Below are 21,348 nucleotides of genomic sequence, written 5' to 3'. Positions count from 1 at the left end.
ATACCCCTGTAGGAGCGAGCTCTGCTCGCGAAACGTTGTGCCCGCGCCAATCGCGAGCAGAGCTCGCTCCTACGAAAGAATGGATTCCGCCCAAAGTGAGGCCCTGGGAATGAAAAAGGGCGCCCACAGGCGCCCTCTTCCGGTCCGGACGGGATCAGCGTTTCTTGTCGCGGCGCTTCTTCTCGGCCTTCTTGTGGTGCGACATGAGGCGACGCTTCTTGTTCACCTGACGCTCGGTGAGGGTGTTTTTCTTGCCCTCGTAGGGGTTTTCGCCGCCCTTGTACTCGATGCGGATCGGCGTGCCGACCAGCTTGAGCACGCGCCGGTAGGTGTTTTCCAGGTAGCGCGAGTACGACTTGGGTACCGACTCCACCTGATTGCCGTGGATCACGATCAGCGGCGGGTTGGCGCCACCCAGGTGGGCGTAGCGCAGCTTGATGCGGCGACCGTTGACCAGCGGCGGCTGGTGCTCCTGTACCGCGTCCTCGAGGATCTGGGTCAGGCGGCTGGTCGGCCAGCGGGTAATGGCCGAGCGGAAGGAGTCCTGCACCGACTTGTACAGGTGGCCGACGCCGGTGCCATGAAGCGCGGAAATGAAGTGGATGTCGGCGAAGTCGACGAAGAACAGCCGGCGCTCCAGCTCAGTCTTCACGTAGTCGCGTTCACTCGGCTCCATGCCGTCCCACTTGTTCAGGGCGATCACCAGCGCGCGGCCGGTTTCCAGCACGAAGCCCAGCAGATTGAGGTCGTGTTCCACCACGCCCTCGCGGGCGTCCATCACGAAGATCACCACGTTGGCGTCCTGGATGGCCTGCAGGGTTTTCACCACCGAGAACTTTTCCACCGCTTCGAAGATCTTGCCGCGACGGCGCACACCGGCGGTGTCAATCAGCGTGTACTTCTCTTCGTTACGCTCGAAGGGGATGTAGATGCTGTCACGGGTGGTGCCAGCCTGGTCGTACACGATCACCCGCTCTTCACCGAGCATGCGGTTGACCAGGGTGGACTTGCCCACGTTCGGGCGGCCGATGATGGCGATCTTGATGCCATCTTTCTCGCTCGGGCCGGGGATGCGCTTGGCCTCTTCGCCTTCAGCGACCACTTCCCCCTCGGCGGCTTCCTCGTCCTCGGCGCCCTCGTCACGGGGGAACTCGCCCAAGGCGGCTTGCAGCATGTGGCTGATGCCACGGCCGTGGGCAGCGGCGATCGGCAGGGCGTCGCCCAGGCCCAGGGGGCTGAACTCGGCGCGAGCGATGTCGGGGTCGACGGTATCGACCTTGTTGGCGACCAGGAAGCTGCGCTTGTTCCGCTTGCGCAGGTGCTCGGCAATCATCTGGTCGGCGGCGGTCATGCCGGCGCGGGAGTCGACCATGAAGAGCACCGCATCGGCTTCCTCGATGGCCTGCAGGGACTGCTCGGCCATCTTGGCGTCGATGCCTTCTTCGTCGCCGGAGATACCGCCGGTGTCGATGACGATGTAGGTGCGACCCTGCCACTTCGCCTCGCCGTACTGGCGGTCACGGGTCAGACCTGCGTACTCCGCGACGATCGCATTGCGGGTCTTGGTCAGGCGGTTGAACAGGGTGGACTTGCCGACGTTGGGCCGCCCCACCAGGGCAATTACGGGAACCATGAGGCTCTCCACTCGTTATTTCAGAAAACACAAAGGCCGCTGCCGGTACACGGCAGCGGCCGAATATCAAGCTTCAGCTTAGCGGATGGTCAGGCCAACCAGCTTGCCGCCGTTGCCAAAGGCATACATCCAGTCACCGACAACCAACGGGCGGGCACGCAGGCCGTCGCCGTCGATCTTCACGCGACCGACGAAGTGGCCATCCACCTGGCTCATCAGGTGCAGGTAGCCTTCGAAGTCACCCACGACCACGTAGCTGGAGTAGACCTCCGGAGCGGACAACTGACGGCGAGCCAGGGCGTCGTTGCTCCAGAGAGCGGACGCGGAGCGCTCGTCCACGCCTTCCACGGTGCCATTGGCCAGGCTCACGTAGACGTTGCCAAAGCCCTGGGCGACGCCAGCGTAGCTGGACGCCTCGCGCTGCCAGAGCACGCGACCGCTTTCCAGGTCGAGGGCGGCAACACGGCCCTGGTAGGTGACCATGTAGAGGGTGCCGCCGGACAGCAGCAGGCCGCCGTCGATATCCACGACACGATCCAGTTCGGAGCGGCCCTGGGGAATGGCGACGCGCTGTTCCCAGACCGGAATGCCGCGCTGGATATCCAGGGCGAGCACCTTGCCGGTGGAAAGACCGGCCACGGCCAGGTTGTTGGTCACGATCGGCGCGCCAGTACCACGCAGGGTCAGCACCGCCGGGGTGTTCTCGAAGATCCAGCGCTGGTTGCCGGTGGCCGCGTCGAAGCCGAACAGGGTGTCGTTCTGGGTCTGCACCACAACGACATCACCGTTGTTGGCCGGCGGGGCCAGGACTTCGCCGTTGACGCGGGCGCGCCACTTCTCTTCGCCGTTGCTGGCGTCCAGGGCGATCACTTCGCCCTTGAGGGTGCCGAGCATGACGAGGCCGTAGCCAACGCCGACGGCGCCGGAAACCGGCAGTTCGAGATCCTTTTCCCAGATCACGTCGCCATTGAAGCGATTGATCGCCATGACCTCGCCGTTGACGTCGGAGGCATAGATGGTGTCGCCATCGACGGCGGGCACCAGCAGGTTGTAGCTCTCGCCCTGGCCATCGCCAACCGAGCGGCTCCAGCCCTTGTCCAGCTTCACCTCTTCAGTGAAATCGGGCAGTTCGGCCGGCGGCAGTTCCTTCTTGCTGTTGCTGCTGCAGCCCACGGCCAGAATGGCCAGGGCGAGCACTGCGGCATTCTTCCAGCGCATCACGTCACGCATCCCCTTTTGCCAGGTCGTCGAGCTTCATCTGCAGGCCGCCTACGGCAGCATCTTCGGGCAGTGCGGCCTTCGCCTTCAGGTAGGCAGCATGTGCGTCGTCGGTGCGGCCCAGCTGAACCAGCAGGTCGCCCTTGAGTTCTTCGCGGCTGGCGACGAAGGCCTTGTCCGCGTCGCCTTCCAGCAGCTTGAGCGCATCCTCGGCCTTGCCCTGGGCAGCCAGGACACGGGCCAGGCGCTGGCGGGCCAGCTCGCCCAGGGTGGCGTCGGCCGGCTTGTCCAGCACGGCCTTGAGCTCAGCCGCGGCATCATCCAGCTTGCCGGACTCCACTGCGACCTTGGCCACGAACAGGCTGCCGTATTGCGCGTAATGGGTGCCGCCGAAATCACTCTTCAGCTTGCCGGCGAGCTCCGCCACCTTGGCGGCATCCGGCGTGCCACTGGGATTGAGAGCCGTTTCCAGCAGTTGCTGGTAAACGATGGATGCGCCCTGGGCTTGATTGTTCTGGTACTTCTGCCAGGCCTGCCAACCGAAGACCACGGCCAGCGCCAATGCGCCGCCAGTGAGCATTGGCTTGCCGTTGCGCTGCCACCAGTCCTTCAGTTGCGCAATCTGTTCTTCTTCGGTCTGCATGCTTAACCCCGTACTCCTGATCTTTGAATGCTCAAGCCTGTTTCAGGCAGGCTGCGAGATGCTCGGCAAGAGCATCCCAGGCAATGCTTTGTTGTTCGCTGTCGTCCCGCAGCGGCTTGAAACCTACCACGCGCTTGGTCAGCTCGTCGTCCCCCAGGATCAGGGCATAACGGGCGCCGCTCTTGTCAGCCTTCTTGAATTGACTCTTGAAGCTGCCACCACCGGCATTGACCAACAGGCGCAGGCCTGGCAGGGCATCGCGCAACCGCTCGGACAGGCCTAGCGCGGCCAGTTCGGCGGCTTCGCCGAAGGCGCAGATGTAGACGTCGGCCGGGTTGTTCAGCTCTTCCGGCACCAAGCCAAGGGTTTCCAGCAGCAGCACCAGGCGTTCCACGCCCATGGCGAAGCCCACACCCGGGGTCGGCTTGCCGCCGAACTGGCTGACCAGGCCGTCGTAACGGCCGCCGGCGCAAACAGTGCCCTGGGCGCCGAGCTTGTCGGTCACCCACTCGATGACGGTGCGACCGTAGTAGTCCAGGCCACGCACCAGCTTCTGGTTGATCTCGTAACGGATGCCCACGGCATCCAGGCGCGCCTTGAGCCCTTCGAAGTGGGCGAGGGATTCCTCGTCCAGGTAGTCGTGAAGGGTCGGGGCATCCACCAGCAGGGCTTGGGTGCCACCGTTCTTGCTGTCAAGGATGCGCAGCGGGTTGGTGGTCAGGCGACGCTGGCTGTCTTCGTCCAGCAGGTCATAGCGCTCCTGCAGGTAGGCCACCAGGGCGTCGCGGTAGCGGGCACGGGCCTCGCTGGAGCCCAGGCTGTTCAGTTGCAGGGTCACGGAGTCGGCCAGGCCGAGCTTTTTCCACAGGCGCCAGGTGAGCACGATCAGCTCGGCGTCAATGTCCGGTCCGGGCAGATTGAAGACTTCCACGCCCATCTGGTGGAACTGGCGATAGCGACCCTTCTGCGGTTTCTCGTAGCGGAACATGGGGCCGGCGTACCAGAGTTTCTGGACCTGGCCACCACCGATGAGACCGTGCTCGAGCATGGCGCGCACACAGCCGGCTGTGCCTTCGGGGCGCAGGGTCAGGGACTCTTCATTGCGGTCGAGGAAGGTGTACATCTCCTTGTCGACCACATCGGTGCCCTCGCCGATGCCACGGGCGAACAGCTCGGTGAACTCGAGAATCGGCATGCGAATCTCGCTGTAGCCGTAGCCATCCAGCAGCTCTGCCAGGGTGTTTTCCAGGTAGCGCCAGATGGGCGTCTGCTCCGGCAGGATGTCGTTCATGCCACGAATGGCTTGCAGGGTCTTGCTCACGAAGGTTCCTTAATTTCAGCTGCGGGCGATCAGCGCCGCGTCAGCTTCGGCCTTTGCGGCCGCCTTTTCGCGGATGAGCCGTTCCAGCTCGTCCACCAGGTTGTCGTTGTTCAGCTTCTGCGCCGGCTTGCCGTCGATGTAGACCAGGTTGTTCGGGGTGCCGCCGGTGAGCCCGATATGGGCTTCCTTGGCTTCGCCCGGGCCGTTGACCACGCAGCCGATCACAGCCACATCCATCGGCACCAGCAGGTCTTCGAGGCGCCCTTCCAGTTCGTTCATGGTCTTGACCACATCGAAGTTCTGCCGCGAGCAGCTCGGGCAGGCGATGAAGTTGATGCCACGGGAACGCAGGTGCAGGGACTTGAGGATGTCGAAACCGACCTTGACCTCTTCCACCGGGTCCGCCGCCAGTGAGATGCGGATGGTGTCGCCGATGCCCTCAGCCAGCAGCATGCCCAGGCCTACCGCGGACTTCACGGTGCCGGAACGCAGGCCGCCAGCTTCGGTGATGCCCAGGTGCAGGGGCTGCTCGATCTGCTTGGCCAGCAAGCGGTAGGCCTCGACGGCCATGAAGACGTCGGACGCCTTGACGCTGACCTTGAAGTCCTGGAAGTCCAGCTTGTCGAGGTGCTCGACGTGGCGCAAGGCGGATTCCACAAGCGCCTGCGGGGTCGGCTCGCCGTATTTTTTCTGCAGGTCCTTCTCCAGGGAGCCGGCGTTGACGCCGATCCGGATCGGGATGCCCTTGTCGCGTGCGGCGTCGACCACAGCCTTCACACGGTCTTCGCGGCCGATGTTGCCCGGGTTGATGCGCAGGCAATCGACGCCCAGCTCGGCGACGCGCAGGGCGATCTTGTAGTCGAAATGGATATCCGCCACCAGCGGCACCTGGACCTGCTGCTTGATGCGACCGAAGGCTTCGGCGGCGTCCATGTCGGGCACGGAGATGCGGACGATGTCGACGCCGGCGTCCACCAGGCGCTGGATCTGGCCAACGGTGGCGGCGACGTCGCAGGTATCGGTGTTGGTCATGCTCTGCACGGCGATGGGCGCATCACCGCCCACCGGTACCGAGCCAACCCAGATTTTCCGCGAAGGGCGGCGTTTGATCGGGGATTCGCAATGCATGGCTTATTGCCCCAACTTCAGGCGTGCGGTTTCGCCGCGGACGTAAGGTGCCACGTCGACCGCCTGGCCGTTGTAGCTGAGCTGGGCGCCACGGGCGAAGCCCAGGCGAACTTCCAGCGGTGCCTTGCCGGCCAGCTCGATGCTGTCGCCGGTACGTTTGAGCGCGCTGACGAGGACCTTACCTTCAGCGTCGGTGACCTGGGTCCAGCAATTTGCGGTGAACTGGATGCGCACCACGCCCTGGCCCTGCTGGGCGACTACCGGAGCAGGCGCTTCGGCGGCAGCCGGTGCCGGCGTTGCGGCGGCGGTAGCCGGAGCGGCCGGAACGACGGGACTCGCTGCTGGAGCTGCTGGTGCCGGTGCCGGTGCAGCCTGCTGGCTTGCAGGTACGGTGGGTGCGGCAGCCACGACTGGCGCCTGGGCGGGCGCAGCCGGCGCCGCAGGTGCGGATTCAGCAGCCGGGGAGGTAACCTCGGTGGGCTGCTGCTCAGGCTCGGCCGCCATTTCCGGCGAAACCTGGGCAGGAGCCGCGTCCTGGCCTTCCTGGGCCTCGGCTACGGCCTGATCTTCGGGCTCATCGAGCGGGTGGATCTGGGTGGTGCCATCGGCACTTTCCACTTCCACGTGTTCCATGTTGACACTGGAGGCTTCCTCGCCGTTCCGGCTGGAATGCTCCTGCCACCAGAAGAAGCCAACGGCGCCGAGGGCGACCAGGATGAGGAAGCTGACGATGCGCAGCACGCTCTGGGACAGACGCACCGGCTCTTCAATACGGCCCAGGCTGTGAACGTTACTGCCCTTGGCGTCGGTGCCGGTGAAATGATCGAACTCGGCGACCAGGGCAGCCTGGTCCATGTCCAGCAGCTTGGCGTAGGCGCGCACGTAACCGCGGGCAAAGGTGTGCCCCGGCAGCTGGTCGAAATCGCCGGCCTCGAGCTGGCGCAGGGCCTGCTCGGTGAGGTTGAGGTGACGGGCAACCTCGCCCAGGCTCAAGCTCTTGCTTTCACGAGCCTGACGCAGGGTCTCGCCGGGGTTGGCGCGGGTCGCCGCTACAGCTTCGGGATGCGACGCTTTCATCATTGCTCCGACTGGTATTGCTGATATTCCGGCGTGCCGGGATAAAGTCGCTTGAGTTGCAGACCGAGGCTGGCGGCCTGGTCGCGGTCATCGAAAACGGTCGCCAGGCGCGCGCCGAGCAGCAGGCTGCGGGCATTCTGCGGCGCGATCTTGGTAAAGCGCTCGTAGTAGTCGCGGGCCGGCACGTACTGTTTCTCGTCGAAGGAGAGCTGGGCCATTTCGAGCAGCGCCAACGGCTGCTGGCGATTCAGGCGCAGCGCCTTGTCGAAATGCTGCTTGGCCAGGGCCTGGTCGTTCATCTTCAGGGCAGTCAGACCCAGGTTCTCGAACACCCGCGAACGTTCGGGATAGAGGTTGTCCTCGGCGGCCTGCTGGAAGCGCGCGTAGGCATCCTTGTAGCGCCCCTGCTCGTACAGGAACGTGCCGTAGTTGTTGAGGATGCGCGCATCATCACCGGAGGAGAGGGCCTTGCGATAATGCTGGTCGGCCAGGTCCGGCTCCATCTCGGTCTGGAACACCAGGGCCAGGGCGGCATTGGCATCGGCATTGGAGGGGTCGAGCTCCAGGGCTTTCTTCAGCGGCACCTTGGCACGCTCGGTGGCACCCTGTTTCAGGTAGCCGATGCCCAGTTCGATGTATGCGTCACGCGCTGCGTCGCGTCCCTTGTCAGTCTTCATCGGGTCGACGTGACCGGTCGACACGCAGGCCGCGAGCAATGCGGTGGAAACGAGGAGCAGCGCAGCGCGCAGGGTCATGGGGTGTCCTTCTCTAGTTCCGGTTTGCCGCGTCGCGGGACGCTTCCGCCTCGGCGTTCAGCTGGCGCACGGCAATGTAGCGCTCGCTGCGGCGGGTGCGGTCCATGACCTGGCCCACCAGTTGGCCGCAGGCAGCATCGATGTCATCACCGCGAGTGGTGCGGACGGTGACATTGTGCCCGGCCTTGTGCAACAGGTCCTGGAAGCGGCGGATTGCGTTGTTGCTCGGCCGCTCGTAGCCGGAGTGCGGGAAGGGATTGAACGGAATCAGGTTGATCTTGCAGGGGAAGTCCTTGAGCAGCTCGATCATCTCTTCAGCGTGTTCGGGCTGGTCATTGACGTCCTTGAGCAGGGTGTACTCGACGGTCAACACGCGCTTCTCGCCGAGGCGGGAGATGTAGCGGCGACAGGCGTCGAGCACCACGGCCAGCGGGTACTTCTTGTTGATCGGCACCAACTGGTTGCGCAACGGGTCGTTCGGCGCATGGAGCGACAGCGCGAGGGAGACGTCGATCACCTCGCCCAGCTTGTCGATCATCGGCGCCACACCGGAGGTGGACAGGGTCACCTTGCGCTTGGAGATGCCGTAGCCGAGGTCGTCCATCATGATGCTCATGGCGGAGACCACGTTGTCGAAATTCAGCAGCGGTTCGCCCATGCCCATCATCACCACGTTGGTGATGGCACGGTCGATCTTCGCGGGAATGGTCCCGAAGGACTTGTTGGCGATCCACACCTGCCCGATCACTTCGGCAGAGGTGAGGTCGCTGTTGAAACCTTGCTTGCCCGTGGAGCAGAAACTGCAATCCAGGGCGCATCCGGCCTGGGACGAGACGCAGAGGGTGCCGCGGCCGCCTTGGGGGATGTACACGGTTTCGACGCAGCTGCCGGAAGCTACCCGGACCACCCACTTGCGGGTGCCATCGCTGGAAATGTCCTGGCTGACCACTTCCGGGCCGCGAATCTCGGCGCAGGCCTTGAGCTTTTCGCGCAAGGCCTTGCCGAGATTGCTCATCGCATCGAAATCATCGACGCCGAAGTGGTGAATCCATTTCATCACCTGGCCGGCACGGAAGCGTTTCTCTCCAATGGACTCGAAGAAGCTTTCCATTTGCGGCTGGGTCAGACCCAGCAGGTTCATTTTACCGGTCGATTCAGTCATGGCTTCACCCTCTCCCATCCGCGATTAGCGAATGCGAGCGCACACCTCGGTGGCGGCGAAGAAGTAGGCGATCTCGCGAGCAGCGGAAGCCTCGGAGTCAGAGCCGTGTACGGCGTTCTCGTCGATGGAGACGGCATAGTCGGCGCGGATGGTGCCGGCGTCGGCCTTCTTCGGATCGGTGGCGCCCATCAGCTCACGGTTCTTGGCGATGGCGTTCTCGCCTTCCAGAACCTGAACAACGACCGGACCGGAGGTCATGAAGGCAACCAGATCCTTGAAGAAACCGCGCTCTTTGTGCTCGGCGTAGAAACCACCGGCTTCGCGCTCGGACAGTTGAACCATCTTGGCGGCAACAACGCGCAGGCCAGCCTTTTCGAAGCGGGTGATGATCTCACCAACCACGTTCTTGGCAACGGCGTCCGGCTTGATGATGGAGAGAGTACGTTCGACAGCCATGGAAAACTCCAGAAACAAGGATTAAAGCGAAAAATTAAACCCGCGAATTATACGCGGGTTAGGGGGAAATGCGTAGGGCCGGAGCCCAGGGGTGGAAGCCGGTCAGTCGGCTTCTTCGATCCAGGCGGCCTGGATGGCTTCCAGCACCTTCTCGCCGCCACGTTGGGGGTCATCGGCGAACTCGGGCAACGCCAGGATCCAATTGTGCAGGTCGACGAAATTGACGTAGCGCGGATCGACATCCGGCTTGGTCTCAGCGAGCTGGATGGCGATCTCCAGTACGTCGGTCCATTTCAGGCTCATGCTCAGTGCCCCTCGGAAACCTGATTGATGGTGTATTTCGGGATTTCCACCACCAGGTCCTCATCCGCGACGATCGCCTGGCAGGACAGGCGGGAATTGGGCTCCAGACCCCAAGCCTTGTCGAGCATGTCGTCTTCGAGTTCGTCGGACGATTCCATGGAGTTGAAGCCTTCGCGGACCACGACATGGCAGGTGGTGCAGGCGCAGGACATCTCGCACGCGTGTTCGATCTCGATGCCGTTGCGCAGCGCGGCCTTCAGGATGCTTTCGCCCGGCTGCGCCTCGATCACAGCGCCCTCGGGGCAATGCTCGGCATGGGGCAGGAAAATGATCTGCGGCATTTCTGTGTCAATCCTCGATTTCGTTCAGTCGGCGGCCGGACAGGGCCGCTTTCACCGCGGCATCCATTCGACGCGCGGCAAAGGCATCGGTCACTTGGGACAGGCGCTTGATCTGCGCCTCGATGGCGGCGACATCACTGCCGGCAGCCAGTTCGTGCAGAGTCTGCATGCTATCCAGAATCGCCGTGCGCTCGGCTTCATCCAACAAGCGCTCACCATCGGCATCCAGCGCTGCTTGTACGGCTTCAAGCAACCGCTGCGCCTCCACCTGCTGCTCACGCAGGGCGCGGGCATTCTTGTCGTCGCCGGCATATTGGAAGGAGTCCTGCAGCATGCGCGAGATCTCGCCGTCGGTCAGGCCATAGGACGGCTTCACCTGGATGCTCGCCTCAACACCCGAAGCCAGCTCGCGGGCGGTCACGCCCAACAGGCCGTCGGCGTCCACCTGGAAGGTCACGCGAATCTTCGCCGCACCCGCCACCATGGGCGGGATGCCGCGCAATTCGAAGCGCGCCAGGGAACGGCAGTCCTTGATCAGCTCGCGCTCGCCCTGGAGCACGTGGATCATCATGGCGGTCTGGCCATCCTTGTAGGTGGTGAAGTCCTGGGCGCGAGCCACCGGGATGGTAGTGTTGCGCGGAATCACCTTTTCCATCAGCCCGCCCATGGTTTCCAGGCCGAGCGACAGGGGAATCACATCCAGCAGCAGGAGCTCTTCGCCCCGCTTGTTACCGGCCAGGGTATCGGCCTGGACGGCAGCACCGATGGCGACAACCTGATCCGGATCGATATCGGTAAGCGGCTGGCGGCCGAACATCTGGGCCACTGCCTCACGCACGCGCGGGACGCGGGTGGAGCCGCCGACCATGACCACGGCCTCGACTTCCTCCAGCTCGATGCCGGCGTCACGCACGGCGCGGCGGCAGGCCTTGAGGCTGCGAGAAACCATGGGTTCGATCAGGGAATCGAACAGCTGGCGGGTCAGCACGCCGCGCCAGTCGCCGTAGGCCAGCTCGACGCTGTCGGTATCGGTCAGGGCTTCCTTGGCATCGCAGGCAGCGCGCAGAAGGCTGCGCTGGGCGCCCGGATCGAGGTCAGCGGAAAGACCGGCCTGCTCGACCATCCAGCCAGCGATGGCGTGGTCGAAGTCGTCGCCACCCAGGGCGCTGTCGCCGCCAGTAGCCATCACCTCAAAGACACCACGGGTCAGGCGCAGGATCGAAATATCGAAGGTACCGCCGCCCAGGTCATAGATAGCGACAACGCCTTCGGCCTGCTTGTCCAGGCCATAGGCAACTGCGGCAGCTGTGGGTTCGTTGAGCAGGCGCAGCACGTTCAGACCGGCGAGACGCGCCGCGTCCTTGGTGGCCTGACGCTGGGCTTCATCGAAATAGGCCGGCACCGTAATCACTGCACCGACCAGCTCGCCACCCAGGGTGTCTTCAGCGCGCTGACGCAGGGATTTGAGGATGTCGGCGGAGACTTCCACAGGGCTCTTGGCGCCCTGGACGGTCTCGATGAACGGCATGTGGGACTCGCCACCGACGAAACGGTACGGCAGCTGTTCTCCCAGTTGCTTGACGTCTTCCAGGCCACGGCCCATGAAGCGCTTGACGGAAATGATGGTATTCAGCGGATCGATGGCAGCAGCCTGCTTGGCACTGCGGCCCACTTCCACACGATCAGCATGGTAGCGAACGGCGGACGGCAGGATGACCTGGCCATCGGCATCAGGCAGTGGCTCAGCGACACCGCTGCGCACGGCGGCGACCAGCGAATTGGTGGTGCCCAGGTCGATGCCCACCGCCAGGCGGCGCTGGTGCGGCTTGGGGCTCAGCCCGGGTTCGGCGATCTGCAGTAAGGCCATGCTTATCTATTTGTCAGGCGTACCGGCAACCAAGACGGCATCGCGGGTTAATCGTCGAGGCGCTCTTCCAGTTGGCGCACTTCGTGGTTCAGCTTGTCGATGAACTGCATGCGGCGCACCAGGCGCTCGGCCTCTTCACGGCGTTCGGGGTCGTCCCAGCACTCGGCGAACTCAACATCCAGCTCAGCCTGGGCCACCTTCAGCCGATGCTTGAAGGCGTCGACACCCGCCAGATCGGCGCTGTCGTGCAACTCTTCCAGCTCTTCGCGCCACTGCATCTGCTGCAGCAGGAATTGCGGATCCTGCACCGTGACCTCCAGCGGTAGCTCCCGCCCCTTGATGGCCAACAGGTACAAGGCCCGCCGCGGAGCGCTCTTCAGCGTCTGGTACGCATCATTGAGCTGCGCCGCGCGCTCCAGCGCCAGGCGCTGCTCGCGCTCGGAAGCATCGGCGAAACGATCGGGGTGGACGGTACGTGCCAGCTCGCGGTAACGGGCCGCGAGCTGCTCAAGATCCAGCTGATAACCCGGCTTCAGGTCGAACAGTGCGAAATGACAGGGAGTTCCCACACACGCCTCAGACGTTGAAGCTCTCGCCGCAGCCGCATTCGCCGCGCACGTTCGGGTTATTGAACTTGAAGCCCTCGTTGAGCCCTTCGCGAACGAAGTCCAACTCAGTGCCGTCGAGATAGGTCAGGCTCTTGGGATCAATGATCACCTTGACGCCGTGACTTTCGAACACCATATCGTCCGCAGTCAGCTCGTCGACGAATTCCAGCACGTAGGCGAGACCGGAGCAGCCAGTCGTACGCACCCCCAGACGGATACCTTCACCCTTGCCGCGCCCCTCCAGGGAACGCTGCACGTGACGGGCAGCGGATTCGGTCATGCTGATGGCCATTGCAACTCCTTACTCGTTCCGAGCGCTTAGAGCAGACCCTTCTTCTGCTTGTAGTCGTGGACGGCCGCCTTGATGGCGTCCTCGGCCAGTACCGAGCAGTGGATCTTCACCGGGGGCAGGGCCAGCTCTTCGGCGATGGTGGTGTTCTTGATGGCAGCCGCTTCATCCAGGGTCTTGCCCTTCATCCACTCGGTGGCCAGGGAGCTGGAGGCGATGGCGGAGCCGCAGCCGTAGGTCTTGAACTTGGCGTCTTCGATTACGCCCTGCTCGTTGACCTTGATCTGCAGGCGCATCACATCACCGCAGGCCGGTGCGCCAACCATGCCAGTGCCCACATTGGGGTCCTGAGCATCGAGCTTGCCGACGTTCCGCGGGTTTTCGTAGTGGTCGATGACCTTTTCGCTGTACGACATGGTGCTTAATCCTCACTCATCAGGGGGGCGTCAGTGCGCCTGCCATTCGACCGTAGAGAGGTCGACGCCCTCTTTATACATATCCCACAACGGAGACAGTTCACGGAGCTTGTTCACCGCTTCACGGATCTTGCTGGCGGCGTAGTCCACCTCTTCCTCGGTGGTGAAGCGGCCGAAGGTGAAGCGAATGGAGCTGTGTGCCAGCTCGTCGTTGCGACCCAGGGCGCGCAGCACGTAGGACGGTTCCAGCGACGCAGAGGTGCACGCGGAACCCGACGAGACCGCGAGGTCCTTGAGCGCCATGATCAGCGACTCGCCCTCGACGTAGTTGAAGCTGACGTTCAGGTTGTGCGGCACACGGGAAGTAGCGCTGCCGTTCAGGTAAAGCTCTTCCATGCCGTCGATCTGAGCCCAGAAGCGATCGGCCAGGGCCTTGATGCGCACGCGCTCGGAGGCCATCTCCTGCTTGGCGATGTGGAAGGCTTCGCCCATGCCGACGATCTGGTGGGTAGCCAGGGTGCCGGAACGCATGCCGCGCTCGTGGCCGCCGCCGTGCATCATGGCCTCAAGACGCACGCGCGGCTTGCGGCGTACGTAGAGGGCGCCAATGCCTTTCGGGCCGTAGGTCTTGTGAGCGGAGAAGGACATCAGGTCGACCTTCAGCTTCTCCAGGTCGATATCTACCTTGCCAGTGGACTGGGCGGCGTCGACGTGGAAGAGGATGCCGCGAGCACGAGTCAACTCGCCGATAGCGGCGATGTCGTTGATGGTGCCGATTTCGTTGTTCACGTGCATGACCGAGACCAGGATGGTGTCGTCACGCAGGGCAGCCTCGACCATGGCCGGGGTGATCAAGCCATCTTCGCCAGGCTCGAGATAGGTCACTTCGAAGCCTTCGCGCTCCAGCTGGCGAGTGGTATCCAGCACCGCCTTGTGCTCGATCTTCGAGGTGATGATGTGCTTGCCTTTGCCACTGTAGAAGTGCGCCACGCCCTTGATGGCGAGGTTGTCGGACTCGGTCGCACCGGAAGTCCAGACGATCTCGCGCGGGTCGGCGTTGACCAGTTCTGCCACCTGACGACGAGCGTTCTCCACCGCCTCTTCAGCTTTCCACCCGAACACGTGGGAACGCGAGGCCGGGTTGCCGAAGTTGCCGTCCACCAGCAGGCACTCGCTCATTTTCTGAGCGACGCGCGGGTCCACCGGCGTAGTGGCGGAGTAGTCGAGGTAAATCGGCAATTTCATCTGGGCTCTCCTATCAGGTATCAGGGCCAATCACGGGCCGGCGCCCTGCTCATTCGATGGCGGACGCTTCAATCTTATCGAGATGGGGCATCCTGCCATTGCTTCCACAGCGGCGTTGATCCTGCCGCTGAGCGACCTCCTGAACCTCACGGCGATTGACCAGATCGGCCAGGCTGATGCCGCTAAGGAACTCGTGGATCTGCAGGCTCAGATCACACCAGAGGTGATGGGTCAGGCAGGTATCGCCAGAGTGGCAATCGCCCAGACCTTGGCAACGGGTGGCATCCACCGACTCGTTGACTGCATCGATCACTTGGGCGACATGGATGCCGTGCATGTCTCGGGAAAGCTGGTAGCCGCCACCGGGGCCGCGCACACTGCTGACCAGGTTGCCGCGGCGGAGCTTGGCGAAAAGCTGTTCAAGGTACGACAGGGAGATGCCCTGCCGTTCGGAAATATCTGCCAGAGACACCGGACCCTGCTGTGCATGCAGCGCCAGGTCGAGCATGGCGGTGACGGCGTATCGGCCTTTGGTGGTCAGTCGCATGGTGAATACCACGGGGTCGCTGGGATGCAGCGAGTATGCGATTCCCGACTATTTAAGTCAACTATAAGTCCGATTAAAACAGTCGGGATTACATCTTGCAGGGGCGTGCATGATAGCAGAGGCACACCCCGTTAGCATCCTAATAATCCGCTCCCGACCCACTGGACCAAGGTCTATGTGCGGGTGTCAGGCGACCGGCTTGCGCTCGTCGTCCTTCACGCCGGCGAAGTCCTCATCGCGCAGCTCCGGCAGGGCCTTGGCACAGTAGTCACTACCCAGGGCGGTAAGCGCCGTGCACATGCCGTCCAGCCGCTCGTCCACGGCCTGCACATGATCCAGTAGTTGGCCGATGGCACGAGCCACCGGGTCCGGCATGTCCTGACCAAGACCATAGGCATCGAAACCAAACCGCTCGGCAATAGCCTGGCGTTTGGCCTCCTGCTCCGGATCAGACTTGACGATGATCCGACCGGGAATACCCACCGCAGTAGCACCTGCCGGCACCGCCTTGGTCACCACGGCATTGGAGCCGATCTTGGCGCCAGCCCCGACCGTGAAGGGTCCGAGCACCTTGGCACCCGCCCCCACCACCACCCCGTCTTCCAGGGTCGGATGGCGCTTGCCCTTGTTCCAGCTGGTGCCGCCCAGGGTCACACCCTGGTAGAGGGTGACGTCATCACCGATCTCGGCGGTTTCGCCAATCACGATGCCCATGCCGTGGTCGATGAAGAATCGCCGACCGATCTTCGCCCCCGGATGGATCTCGATACCCGTCATCCAGCGACTGAAGTTGGACACCAGGCGCGCCAGCCACTTCCAGCCGGCAAGCCAAAGAGCATGGGCCACGCGGTGCAGCCAGACAGCATGGAGACCCGGATAACAAGTGAGCACCTCGAAGGCATTGCGCGCCGCCGGATCACGACGAAATACGCTTTGAATGTCTTCTCGAATGCGCTCGAACATCACTTGTCTCCCCGTTTCTGTATTTCGCCCCGCGCGGCCTTCTGGGTCTCAGTCAGGATGCCGCGCAGGATGTTCATCTCGAGCTTGCTGATGCCGCTACGACCATAGAGGCGACGCAGACGGGACATCAGGTGCCGCGGCTTCTCCGGATCAAGGAAGCCGATTTCCACCAGAGTACCCTCCAGGTGTTCGTAGAAGCGCTCCAGCTCATCCACCGTGACGGGCTGGGAATTGAGCATGGCGGTGGTTTCCACCTTCTCCACCTTGCTCGGCAACCCCTCCTGCTCCAGCCACGCCATCCGGACTTCGTAGACCAGCACCTGCACGGCGGCCGCGAGGTTCAGAGAGGAAAACTCCGGGTTGGACGGGATGTGCACGTGATACTGGCAGCGCTGCAACTCTTCGTTGGTCAGGCCGGCATATTCGCGGCCGAAGACCAAGGCCACCTCGCCACCGGCACGCACCTGCTCCACGGAGGTCTTGCCACACTCGCGCGGGTCCAGCAGCGGCCAGGGAATCCGGCGATCGCGAGCACTGGTACCGATTACGAGGCTGCAGCCCACAAGGGCATCTTCCAGAGTGGGGACCACCTGGGCGCGATCCAGGATGTCATCGGCACCCGAGGCACGGGCACGGGCCTCCGGACTGGGAAAATCTTCCGGATCAACCAGCACCAGCTTCGATAGACCCATGTTCTTCATGGCGCGGGCGGCACCACCGATATTGCCCGGATGGCTGGTATTGACCAGCACCACGCGAATGTTTTCCAGCAACGCTCTAGTCTCTCAGCGGAACGTCAAGGGAGCGGATATTACCGGAGGGTCCCTTCCGACGCCACGAATCACGCAGCCTCCCCTGACGACCAAAACCTTTTTCTGATACCATGTGCGGCTTTCTTCTTTAACGACCCAGGTGAATCCCCCATGCAGCCCATGCTGAATATCGCCCTGCGCGCCGCTCGCAGCGCCGGTGAACTGATTTTCCGCTCGATCGAACGCCTGGACGTTATCTCCGTCAACGAGAAGGACGCAAAGGACTACGTCACCGAGGTCGATCGCGCTGCCGAACTGTCCATCGTGCAGGCCCTGCGCAAGGCCTACCCGAATCACGGCATTCTCGGCGAGGAAGGCGGTCTGCTGGAAGGCAAGGGCGAAGGCGCTGACTACCTGTGGATCATCGATCCGCTGGACGGCACCACCAACTTCATCCGCGGTGTTCCGCACTTCGCCGTGAGCATCGCCTGCAAGTACAAGGGCCGCCTGGAGCACGCCGTGGTCCTCGACCCGGTCCGCCAGGAAGAATTCACCGCCAGCCGCGGCCGTGGCGCCGCCCTCAACGGGCGTCGCCTGCGCGTCAGCCCGCGCAAGAGCCTGGAAGGCGCCCTGCTGGGTACCGGCTTCCCCTTCCGCGAAAACCAGTTGGACAACCTCGACAGCTACCTGGGCATGTTCCGCAGCCTGGTGGGCCAGACCGCCGGCATCCGCCGCGCCGGCTCCGCCAGCCTGGACCTCGCCTATGTGGCTGCCGGCCGTTTCGACGCGTTCTGGGAATTCGGCCTGTCCGAGTGGGACATGGCAGCGGGCGCCCTGCTGGTGCAGGAAGCCGGCGGCCTGGTGAGCGACTTCACCGGCGGTCACGACTTCCTCGAGAAGGGCCACGTGGTAGCCGGCAACACCAAGTGCTTCAAGGCTGTGCTGACCGCCATCCAGCCGCACCTGCCGCCGTCGCTGAAGCGCTGATCGCTTTACACACCCACAAAAAACCCGGCCATTGGCCGGGTTTTTTCGTTCTGGGGGACAGCTTACTGCTGCACGCCCGCAACACCACTACCTTGCGGCTGCACACCACCACCCTGCTGGGTCAGGATCAGTTGACCGTCCTTGGTAACCGGAATCTGACGACCCGGGTCGTGGTCCATGCGAACCTGGCCAACCTTGCCATCCACCTGATACCTCACGTCATAACCCACCACCTTCTGACTGGTGTCGGTGACGGTCTTGCAACGGGTTTCGGTGGTGGTGTAGGTGTCGCTCTCCTGCATGTGCTCCTGCACCTTGTTACCGGCGTAGCCACCACCCACCGCACCGGCGACGGTCGCGATCTTCTTGCCGCTACCACCACCGATCTGGTTGCCCAGCAGACCACCTGCCACCGCACCGATGACAGTACCGGCGATCTGATGCTGATCCTTGACCGGACGCTGACGGGTCACCGCCACGTCATTGCAGACCTCACGCGGGGTCTTGATGGTTTCACTGATCGGCTGGACAGCGAGCACTTCGGCGTATTCCGGACCGCTATTCCCTACAAGGTTGTAGGTGGCCACGGCGCCGCCGGCAGTCACACCAACCGCACCCAAAACAGCACCGACGAGCATCGACTTGTTCACATGAACCTCCTGACTCTTCCTTGGCGGGCATTGAGGCCCTACTCCCAGCCTTGGATAGACGTAAAAACACCAAGTTCCCAGTTCCGTACGAATATTCCGACAAATGGGACGTCAGTCCCACCCACCGGAAACGACAAGGCCCGGCAAAAGCCAGGCCTTGTGTGCAGAGCCGAATCGCCTCAGGGACGATTGTCCGCTTCGGCAGTGTTTGCCGGCGGAATCAGATCCTCGGAGGTCAGCTTCAGCCAGATCAGCACCGGGGCACTGATGTAAATGGAGGAGTAAGTACCGACCACCACACCCACCAGCAGCGACAGGGCGAAGCCATGCAGGCTGTCGCCACCGAACAGCAGCAGCGCGAACAGAGCCAGAGCCGTGGAGACCGAGGTAGCAATGGTCCGCAGCAGGGTCTGGGTGCAGGACACGTCGATGTTCTCGATCAGGTCGGCCCGACGCAGCACACGGAAGTTCTCACGGATACGGTCGAAGATGATGATGGTGTCGTTCAGCGAGTAACCGATCATCGCCAGGACCGCGGCCAGCACGGTGAGGTCGAAGGGAATCTGGAAGAACGCCAGGATGCCCAGGGTGACGGTCACGTCGTGAACCAGCGAGGCCACGGCGCCCACACCGAACTTCCACTGGAAGCGGAAGGCCAGGTACAACAGGATGCCGCCCAGGGCCAGCAGCATGGCCAGGCCGCCCTGGTCGCGCAGCTCTTCACCGACCTGCGGGCCGACGAATTCCACACGCTTGAGCTCGAACTTGCTCTCGGCGTCCACCTTGCGCAGCGACTCGGCAACCTTGTTGCCCAGCTGCGGGTCTTCGCCAGCCAGACGCACCAGCACGTCGGTGGACGCGCCGAAGCTCTGCACCACAGCCTCTTCGTAGCCCACCTGGCCGAGCTCCTGCTTGATCAGCTCCAGATTCGCGGGCTTCTCGTAGGACAACTCGATCAAGGTGCCGCCGGTGAAGTCCAGGCCAAAGTTCAGGCCCTTGACGAACAGGCTGCCGATACCGATCAGGCTGATGATCACAGTGATGGCGAACGCAACGTTGCGTATCGCCATGAAACGAATGGTTGACTTGATCATGGCAGGCCTCAAATCCACAGTTTCTTGAAGTTGCGGCCACCGAAGATCAGGTTGACCATGCCGCGAGTGAACATGATGGCGGTGAACATCGAGGTGATGATGCCCAGCGACATGGTCACGGCGAAGCCCTTGATCGGACCGGTACCGAGGGCGAACAGGATGCCGCCCACCAGCAGGGTGGTGAGGTTACTGTCGACGATCGCGGTGTAGGCGCGGTCGAAGCCTTCGTGGATCGCACGCTGCACCGACATGCCGTTGTTCAGCTCCTCGCGGATACGCGAGTAGATCAGCACGTTGGCGTCCACCGCCATGCCGAGCGTCAGCACGATACCGGCGATACCCGGCAGGGTCAGGGTCGCACCGATCACCGACATCAGGCCCACCAACAGCACCAGGTTGAACGCCAGGGCGATGGTGGCCAGGAAGCCGAAGAAGCGGTAGATGGCCATGATGAACAACGACACGAAGACCATCGCCCACTCGGTGGACTCGATACCCTTGACGATGTTCTCGGCACCCAGGCTCGGGCCGATGGTGCGTTCTTCGGCGAAGTACATCGGTGCAGCCAGGCCACCAGCGCGCAGCAGCAGGGCCAGTTCGGAGGACTCACCCTGGCCGTTCAGGCCAGTGATGCGGAACTGACTGCCCAGCGGCGACTGGATGGTCGCGAGGCTGATGATCTTCTTCTCTTCCTTGAAGCTCTGTACCGCCACTTCCTTCTGGACGCCATCGACGTCCTGAGTCACGTAACGAGTGATCGGGCGCTGCTCGATGAAGATAACCGCCATGCTACGACCGACGTTGTTGCGGGTAGCGCGGCTCATCAGTTCACCGCCGTGGCCGTCGAGACGGATGTTCACCTGCGGGCGACCGTTCTCGTCGTAGCTGGCCTGGGCATCGGTCACCTGGTCACCGGTGATGATCAGGCTACGCTCCAGCGCCACCGGCGGACGGCCCGCCTCGCGGAACTCGAAGGACTCGGTCGACGCCTTGCTGGCAGTGGCCTCGGCGGCCAGGCGGAATTCCAGGTTGGCGGTCTTGCCGAGAATACGCTTGGCTTCGGCGGTGTCCTGCACACCCGGCAGTTCCACCACGATGCGGTTGGCGCCCTGGCGCTGCACCAGCGGCTCGGCCACGCCCAGCTCGTTGACGCGGTTACGGACGGTGGTCAGGTTCTGCTTGATGGAGTACTCGCGGATTTCCGCCAGCTTGGCCTGGGTCAGCACCAGTTGCAGGACCTGCTGATCGCCACGCGCAGTGGTGGTCAGGTTGAAATCGGTGAAGCTCTTGCGGATCAGCGACTGTGCCTTATCCAGAGACTCCTGGTCGGTGAAACCGAGCTGGAAGCCATTTTCCTGGGCCGGCAGGCTACGGTAGCGGACACGCTCCTTGCGCAGCAGGGTGCGGACTTCGCCCTCATAGATCTTCAGGCGCGCATCGACGGCCTTCTCCATGTCCACTTCCAGCAGGAAGTGCACGCCACCGGAGAGGTCCAGGCCGAGCTTCATCGGCGAGGCGCCGAGCTTGCGCAGCCAATTCGGAGTGGTGGGGGCCAGGTTCAGGGCCACCACGTAGTCGTCGCCCAGAGCCTTGCGGACAATATCCTTGGCCGGCAACTGGTCACCCAGCTTGTTCAGACGCAGCAGGCCGCCGCGCTCACTGATGCTGGCGGACTTGAGTTCAATGCCGGACTGCTTCAGGGCCTCAGTGGCCTTGTCCAGATCGGACTGCTGAATCTTCAGCGCGGTGCTGGCGCCGCTGATCTGGATCGCCGGATCGTCTGGATAGAGATTGGGTGCGGAATAGACCAGGCCGATCGCCAGCACCGCCAGGATCAGCAGATATTTCCACAGTGGGTACTTGTTGAGCATGACTCCGCCCGTTATGACGCGG

23 protein-coding genes are annotated in these 21,348 nt (G+C 63.1%); 1 reads left to right on the top strand and 22 read right to left on the bottom strand.

Features of this window, described 5'->3' with window-relative positions; translation table 11 throughout:
- Positions 1–154 precede the first annotated feature (154 nt).
- The 19 genes from der to trmJ form a co-directional block, all read right to left on the bottom strand.
- Positions 155–1,633: a ribosome biogenesis GTPase Der gene (gene der, locus TQ98_RS04685; RefSeq protein ID WP_044871941.1), complete on the bottom strand. Its 1,479-nt coding sequence runs from the start codon at positions 1,631–1,633 to the stop codon at positions 155–157.
- A 78-nt stretch (positions 1,634–1,711) separates the two neighbouring features.
- Positions 1,712–2,863: an outer membrane protein assembly factor BamB gene (gene bamB / locus TQ98_RS04680; RefSeq protein WP_044871942.1), complete on the bottom strand. Its 1,152-nt coding sequence runs from the start codon at positions 2,861–2,863 to the stop codon at positions 1,712–1,714.
- Entirely contained in the window at positions 2,856–3,494 is a 639-nt protein-coding gene (locus tag TQ98_RS04675) for a YfgM family protein (protein WP_044871943.1), read from the bottom strand. Before TQ98_RS04675 ends, bamB begins: the two co-directional genes overlap by 8 nt.
- Positions 3,495–3,525: 31 nt before the next feature.
- A complete protein-coding gene (gene hisS / locus TQ98_RS04670; RefSeq protein WP_044871944.1) occupies positions 3,526–4,815 on the bottom strand; it encodes a histidine--tRNA ligase in 1,290 nt (429 codons plus the stop codon).
- 15 nt (positions 4,816–4,830) lie between these two features.
- Positions 4,831–5,943, bottom strand: a complete 1,113-nt coding sequence (ispG, locus tag TQ98_RS04665; protein ID WP_044871945.1) for a flavodoxin-dependent (E)-4-hydroxy-3-methylbut-2-enyl-diphosphate synthase — start codon at positions 5,941–5,943, stop codon at positions 4,831–4,833.
- Between the two features lie 3 nt (positions 5,944–5,946).
- Positions 5,947–7,023, bottom strand: a complete 1,077-nt coding sequence (locus tag TQ98_RS04660) for a RodZ family helix-turn-helix domain-containing protein (protein ID WP_044871946.1) — start codon at positions 7,021–7,023, stop codon at positions 5,947–5,949.
- Positions 7,020–7,775: a type IV pilus biogenesis/stability protein PilW gene (gene pilW / locus TQ98_RS04655; protein WP_044871947.1), complete on the bottom strand. Its 756-nt coding sequence runs from the start codon at positions 7,773–7,775 to the stop codon at positions 7,020–7,022. The genes TQ98_RS04660 and pilW overlap by 4 nt, the downstream gene beginning before the upstream one ends.
- A gap of 13 nt (positions 7,776–7,788) precedes the next feature.
- Complete coding sequence (gene rlmN, locus TQ98_RS04650) at positions 7,789–8,937, bottom strand: 23S rRNA (adenine(2503)-C(2))-methyltransferase RlmN (protein ID WP_044871948.1); 1,149 nt, start codon at positions 8,935–8,937, stop codon at positions 7,789–7,791.
- Positions 8,938–8,961: 24 nt separating this feature from the next.
- Positions 8,962–9,393 (bottom strand): nucleoside-diphosphate kinase, encoded by a 432-nt coding sequence (ndk, locus tag TQ98_RS04645; RefSeq protein ID WP_044871949.1) that lies wholly within the window; start codon positions 9,391–9,393, stop codon positions 8,962–8,964.
- Between the two features lie 102 nt (positions 9,394–9,495).
- Positions 9,496–9,696, bottom strand: a complete 201-nt coding sequence (iscX, locus tag TQ98_RS04640) for a Fe-S cluster assembly protein IscX (protein ID WP_044871950.1) — start codon at positions 9,694–9,696, stop codon at positions 9,496–9,498.
- A gap of 2 nt (positions 9,697–9,698) precedes the next feature.
- Positions 9,699–10,037, bottom strand: a complete 339-nt coding sequence (fdx, locus tag TQ98_RS04635; protein WP_044871951.1) for an ISC system 2Fe-2S type ferredoxin — start codon at positions 10,035–10,037, stop codon at positions 9,699–9,701.
- A 7-nt stretch (positions 10,038–10,044) separates the two neighbouring features.
- On the bottom strand, positions 10,045–11,904 hold the full coding sequence (gene hscA / locus TQ98_RS04630) for a Fe-S protein assembly chaperone HscA (protein WP_044871952.1): 1,860 nt from the start codon (positions 11,902–11,904) through the stop codon (positions 10,045–10,047).
- A gap of 47 nt (positions 11,905–11,951) precedes the next feature.
- Positions 11,952–12,473, bottom strand: a complete 522-nt coding sequence (hscB, locus tag TQ98_RS04625; protein ID WP_044871953.1) for a co-chaperone HscB — start codon at positions 12,471–12,473, stop codon at positions 11,952–11,954.
- 7 nt (positions 12,474–12,480) lie between these two features.
- Positions 12,481–12,804 carry an iron-sulfur cluster assembly protein IscA gene (gene iscA / locus TQ98_RS04620; protein ID WP_044871954.1) on the bottom strand — a complete coding sequence of 108 codons (324 nt, stop codon included), beginning with the start codon at positions 12,802–12,804 and terminating at the stop codon, positions 12,481–12,483.
- A gap of 26 nt (positions 12,805–12,830) precedes the next feature.
- Positions 12,831–13,217: a Fe-S cluster assembly scaffold IscU gene (gene iscU, locus TQ98_RS04615; RefSeq protein ID WP_044871955.1), complete on the bottom strand. Its 387-nt coding sequence runs from the start codon at positions 13,215–13,217 to the stop codon at positions 12,831–12,833.
- A gap of 30 nt (positions 13,218–13,247) precedes the next feature.
- The gene (locus tag TQ98_RS04610) at positions 13,248–14,462 is read right to left on the bottom strand and encodes an IscS subfamily cysteine desulfurase (RefSeq protein WP_044871956.1); all 1,215 of its coding nucleotides are present in this window, start codon (positions 14,460–14,462) and stop codon (positions 13,248–13,250) included.
- A gap of 49 nt (positions 14,463–14,511) precedes the next feature.
- The gene (iscR, locus tag TQ98_RS04605) at positions 14,512–15,009 is read right to left on the bottom strand and encodes a Fe-S cluster assembly transcriptional regulator IscR (protein ID WP_044872543.1); all 498 of its coding nucleotides are present in this window, start codon (positions 15,007–15,009) and stop codon (positions 14,512–14,514) included.
- Positions 15,010–15,195: 186 nt separating this feature from the next.
- The gene (gene cysE / locus TQ98_RS04600) at positions 15,196–15,972 is read right to left on the bottom strand and encodes a serine O-acetyltransferase (RefSeq protein WP_044871957.1); all 777 of its coding nucleotides are present in this window, start codon (positions 15,970–15,972) and stop codon (positions 15,196–15,198) included.
- Positions 15,972–16,745 carry a tRNA (cytosine(32)/uridine(32)-2'-O)-methyltransferase TrmJ gene (gene trmJ / locus TQ98_RS04595; RefSeq protein ID WP_044871958.1) on the bottom strand — a complete coding sequence of 258 codons (774 nt, stop codon included), beginning with the start codon at positions 16,743–16,745 and terminating at the stop codon, positions 15,972–15,974. The genes cysE and trmJ overlap by 1 nt, the downstream gene beginning before the upstream one ends.
- A 150-nt stretch (positions 16,746–16,895) precedes the next feature.
- Between trmJ and suhB the strand changes: the two genes are divergently transcribed.
- A complete protein-coding gene (gene suhB / locus TQ98_RS04590; protein WP_044871959.1) occupies positions 16,896–17,711 on the top strand; it encodes an inositol-phosphate phosphatase in 816 nt (271 codons plus the stop codon).
- Positions 17,712–17,773: 62 nt separating this feature from the next.
- Here suhB and TQ98_RS04585 read toward each other — a convergent pair whose 3' ends face one another.
- From TQ98_RS04585 to secD, 3 genes are all read right to left on the bottom strand, one after another.
- Complete coding sequence (locus TQ98_RS04585) at positions 17,774–18,361, bottom strand: glycine zipper 2TM domain-containing protein (protein ID WP_044871960.1); 588 nt, start codon at positions 18,359–18,361, stop codon at positions 17,774–17,776.
- A gap of 179 nt (positions 18,362–18,540) precedes the next feature.
- Positions 18,541–19,455 (bottom strand): protein translocase subunit SecF, encoded by a 915-nt coding sequence (secF, locus tag TQ98_RS04580; protein ID WP_044871961.1) that lies wholly within the window; start codon positions 19,453–19,455, stop codon positions 18,541–18,543.
- Positions 19,456–19,463: 8 nt separating this feature from the next.
- A complete protein-coding gene (secD, locus tag TQ98_RS04575; RefSeq protein WP_044871962.1) occupies positions 19,464–21,326 on the bottom strand; it encodes a protein translocase subunit SecD in 1,863 nt (620 codons plus the stop codon).
- Between the last annotated feature and the right edge of the window lie 22 nt (positions 21,327–21,348).

Origin of the sequence: Pseudomonas sp. LFM046, from assembly GCF_000949385.2 — a bacterium.
Classification (GTDB): Bacteria; Pseudomonadota; Gammaproteobacteria; order Pseudomonadales; family Pseudomonadaceae; genus Metapseudomonas.
Note: the sequence above shows the minus strand (reverse complement) of the source record. Positions and strands in the feature narration are given on the sequence as shown.

Coding starts and splice junctions, on each gene's coding strand:
- secD (WP_044871962.1), bottom strand. CDS start 21,326: ATGCTCAACAAGTACCCACTGTGGAAATATCTGCTGATCCTGGCGGTG.
- TQ98_RS04610 (WP_044871956.1), bottom strand. CDS start 14,462: ATGAAATTGCCGATTTACCTCGACTACTCCGCCACTACGCCGGTGGAC.
- fdx (WP_044871951.1), bottom strand. CDS start 10,037: ATGCCGCAGATCATTTTCCTGCCCCATGCCGAGCATTGCCCCGAGGGC.
- pilW (WP_044871947.1), bottom strand. CDS start 7,775: ATGACCCTGCGCGCTGCGCTGCTCCTCGTTTCCACCGCATTGCTCGCG.
- TQ98_RS04660 (WP_044871946.1), bottom strand. CDS start 7,023: ATGATGAAAGCGTCGCATCCCGAAGCTGTAGCGGCGACCCGCGCCAAC.
- rlmN (WP_044871948.1), bottom strand. CDS start 8,937: ATGACTGAATCGACCGGTAAAATGAACCTGCTGGGTCTGACCCAGCCG.
- iscU (WP_044871955.1), bottom strand. CDS start 13,217: ATGTCGTACAGCGAAAAGGTCATCGACCACTACGAAAACCCGCGGAAC.
- bamB (WP_044871942.1), bottom strand. CDS start 2,863: ATGCGTGACGTGATGCGCTGGAAGAATGCCGCAGTGCTCGCCCTGGCC.
- der (WP_044871941.1), bottom strand. CDS start 1,633: ATGGTTCCCGTAATTGCCCTGGTGGGGCGGCCCAACGTCGGCAAGTCC.
- ispG (WP_044871945.1), bottom strand. CDS start 5,943: ATGCATTGCGAATCCCCGATCAAACGCCGCCCTTCGCGGAAAATCTGG.
- secF (WP_044871961.1), bottom strand. CDS start 19,455: ATGATCAAGTCAACCATTCGTTTCATGGCGATACGCAACGTTGCGTTC.
- hscA (WP_044871952.1), bottom strand. CDS start 11,904: ATGGCCTTACTGCAGATCGCCGAACCCGGGCTGAGCCCCAAGCCGCAC.
- cysE (WP_044871957.1), bottom strand. CDS start 15,972: ATGTTCGAGCGCATTCGAGAAGACATTCAAAGCGTATTTCGTCGTGAT.
- iscR (WP_044872543.1), bottom strand. CDS start 15,009: ATGCGACTGACCACCAAAGGCCGATACGCCGTCACCGCCATGCTCGAC.
- iscA (WP_044871954.1), bottom strand. CDS start 12,804: ATGGCCATCAGCATGACCGAATCCGCTGCCCGTCACGTGCAGCGTTCC.
- iscX (WP_044871950.1), bottom strand. CDS start 9,696: ATGAGCCTGAAATGGACCGACGTACTGGAGATCGCCATCCAGCTCGCT.
- ndk (WP_044871949.1), bottom strand. CDS start 9,393: ATGGCTGTCGAACGTACTCTCTCCATCATCAAGCCGGACGCCGTTGCC.
- suhB (WP_044871959.1), top strand. CDS start 16,896: ATGCAGCCCATGCTGAATATCGCCCTGCGCGCCGCTCGCAGCGCCGGT.
- TQ98_RS04675 (WP_044871943.1), bottom strand. CDS start 3,494: ATGCAGACCGAAGAAGAACAGATTGCGCAACTGAAGGACTGGTGGCAG.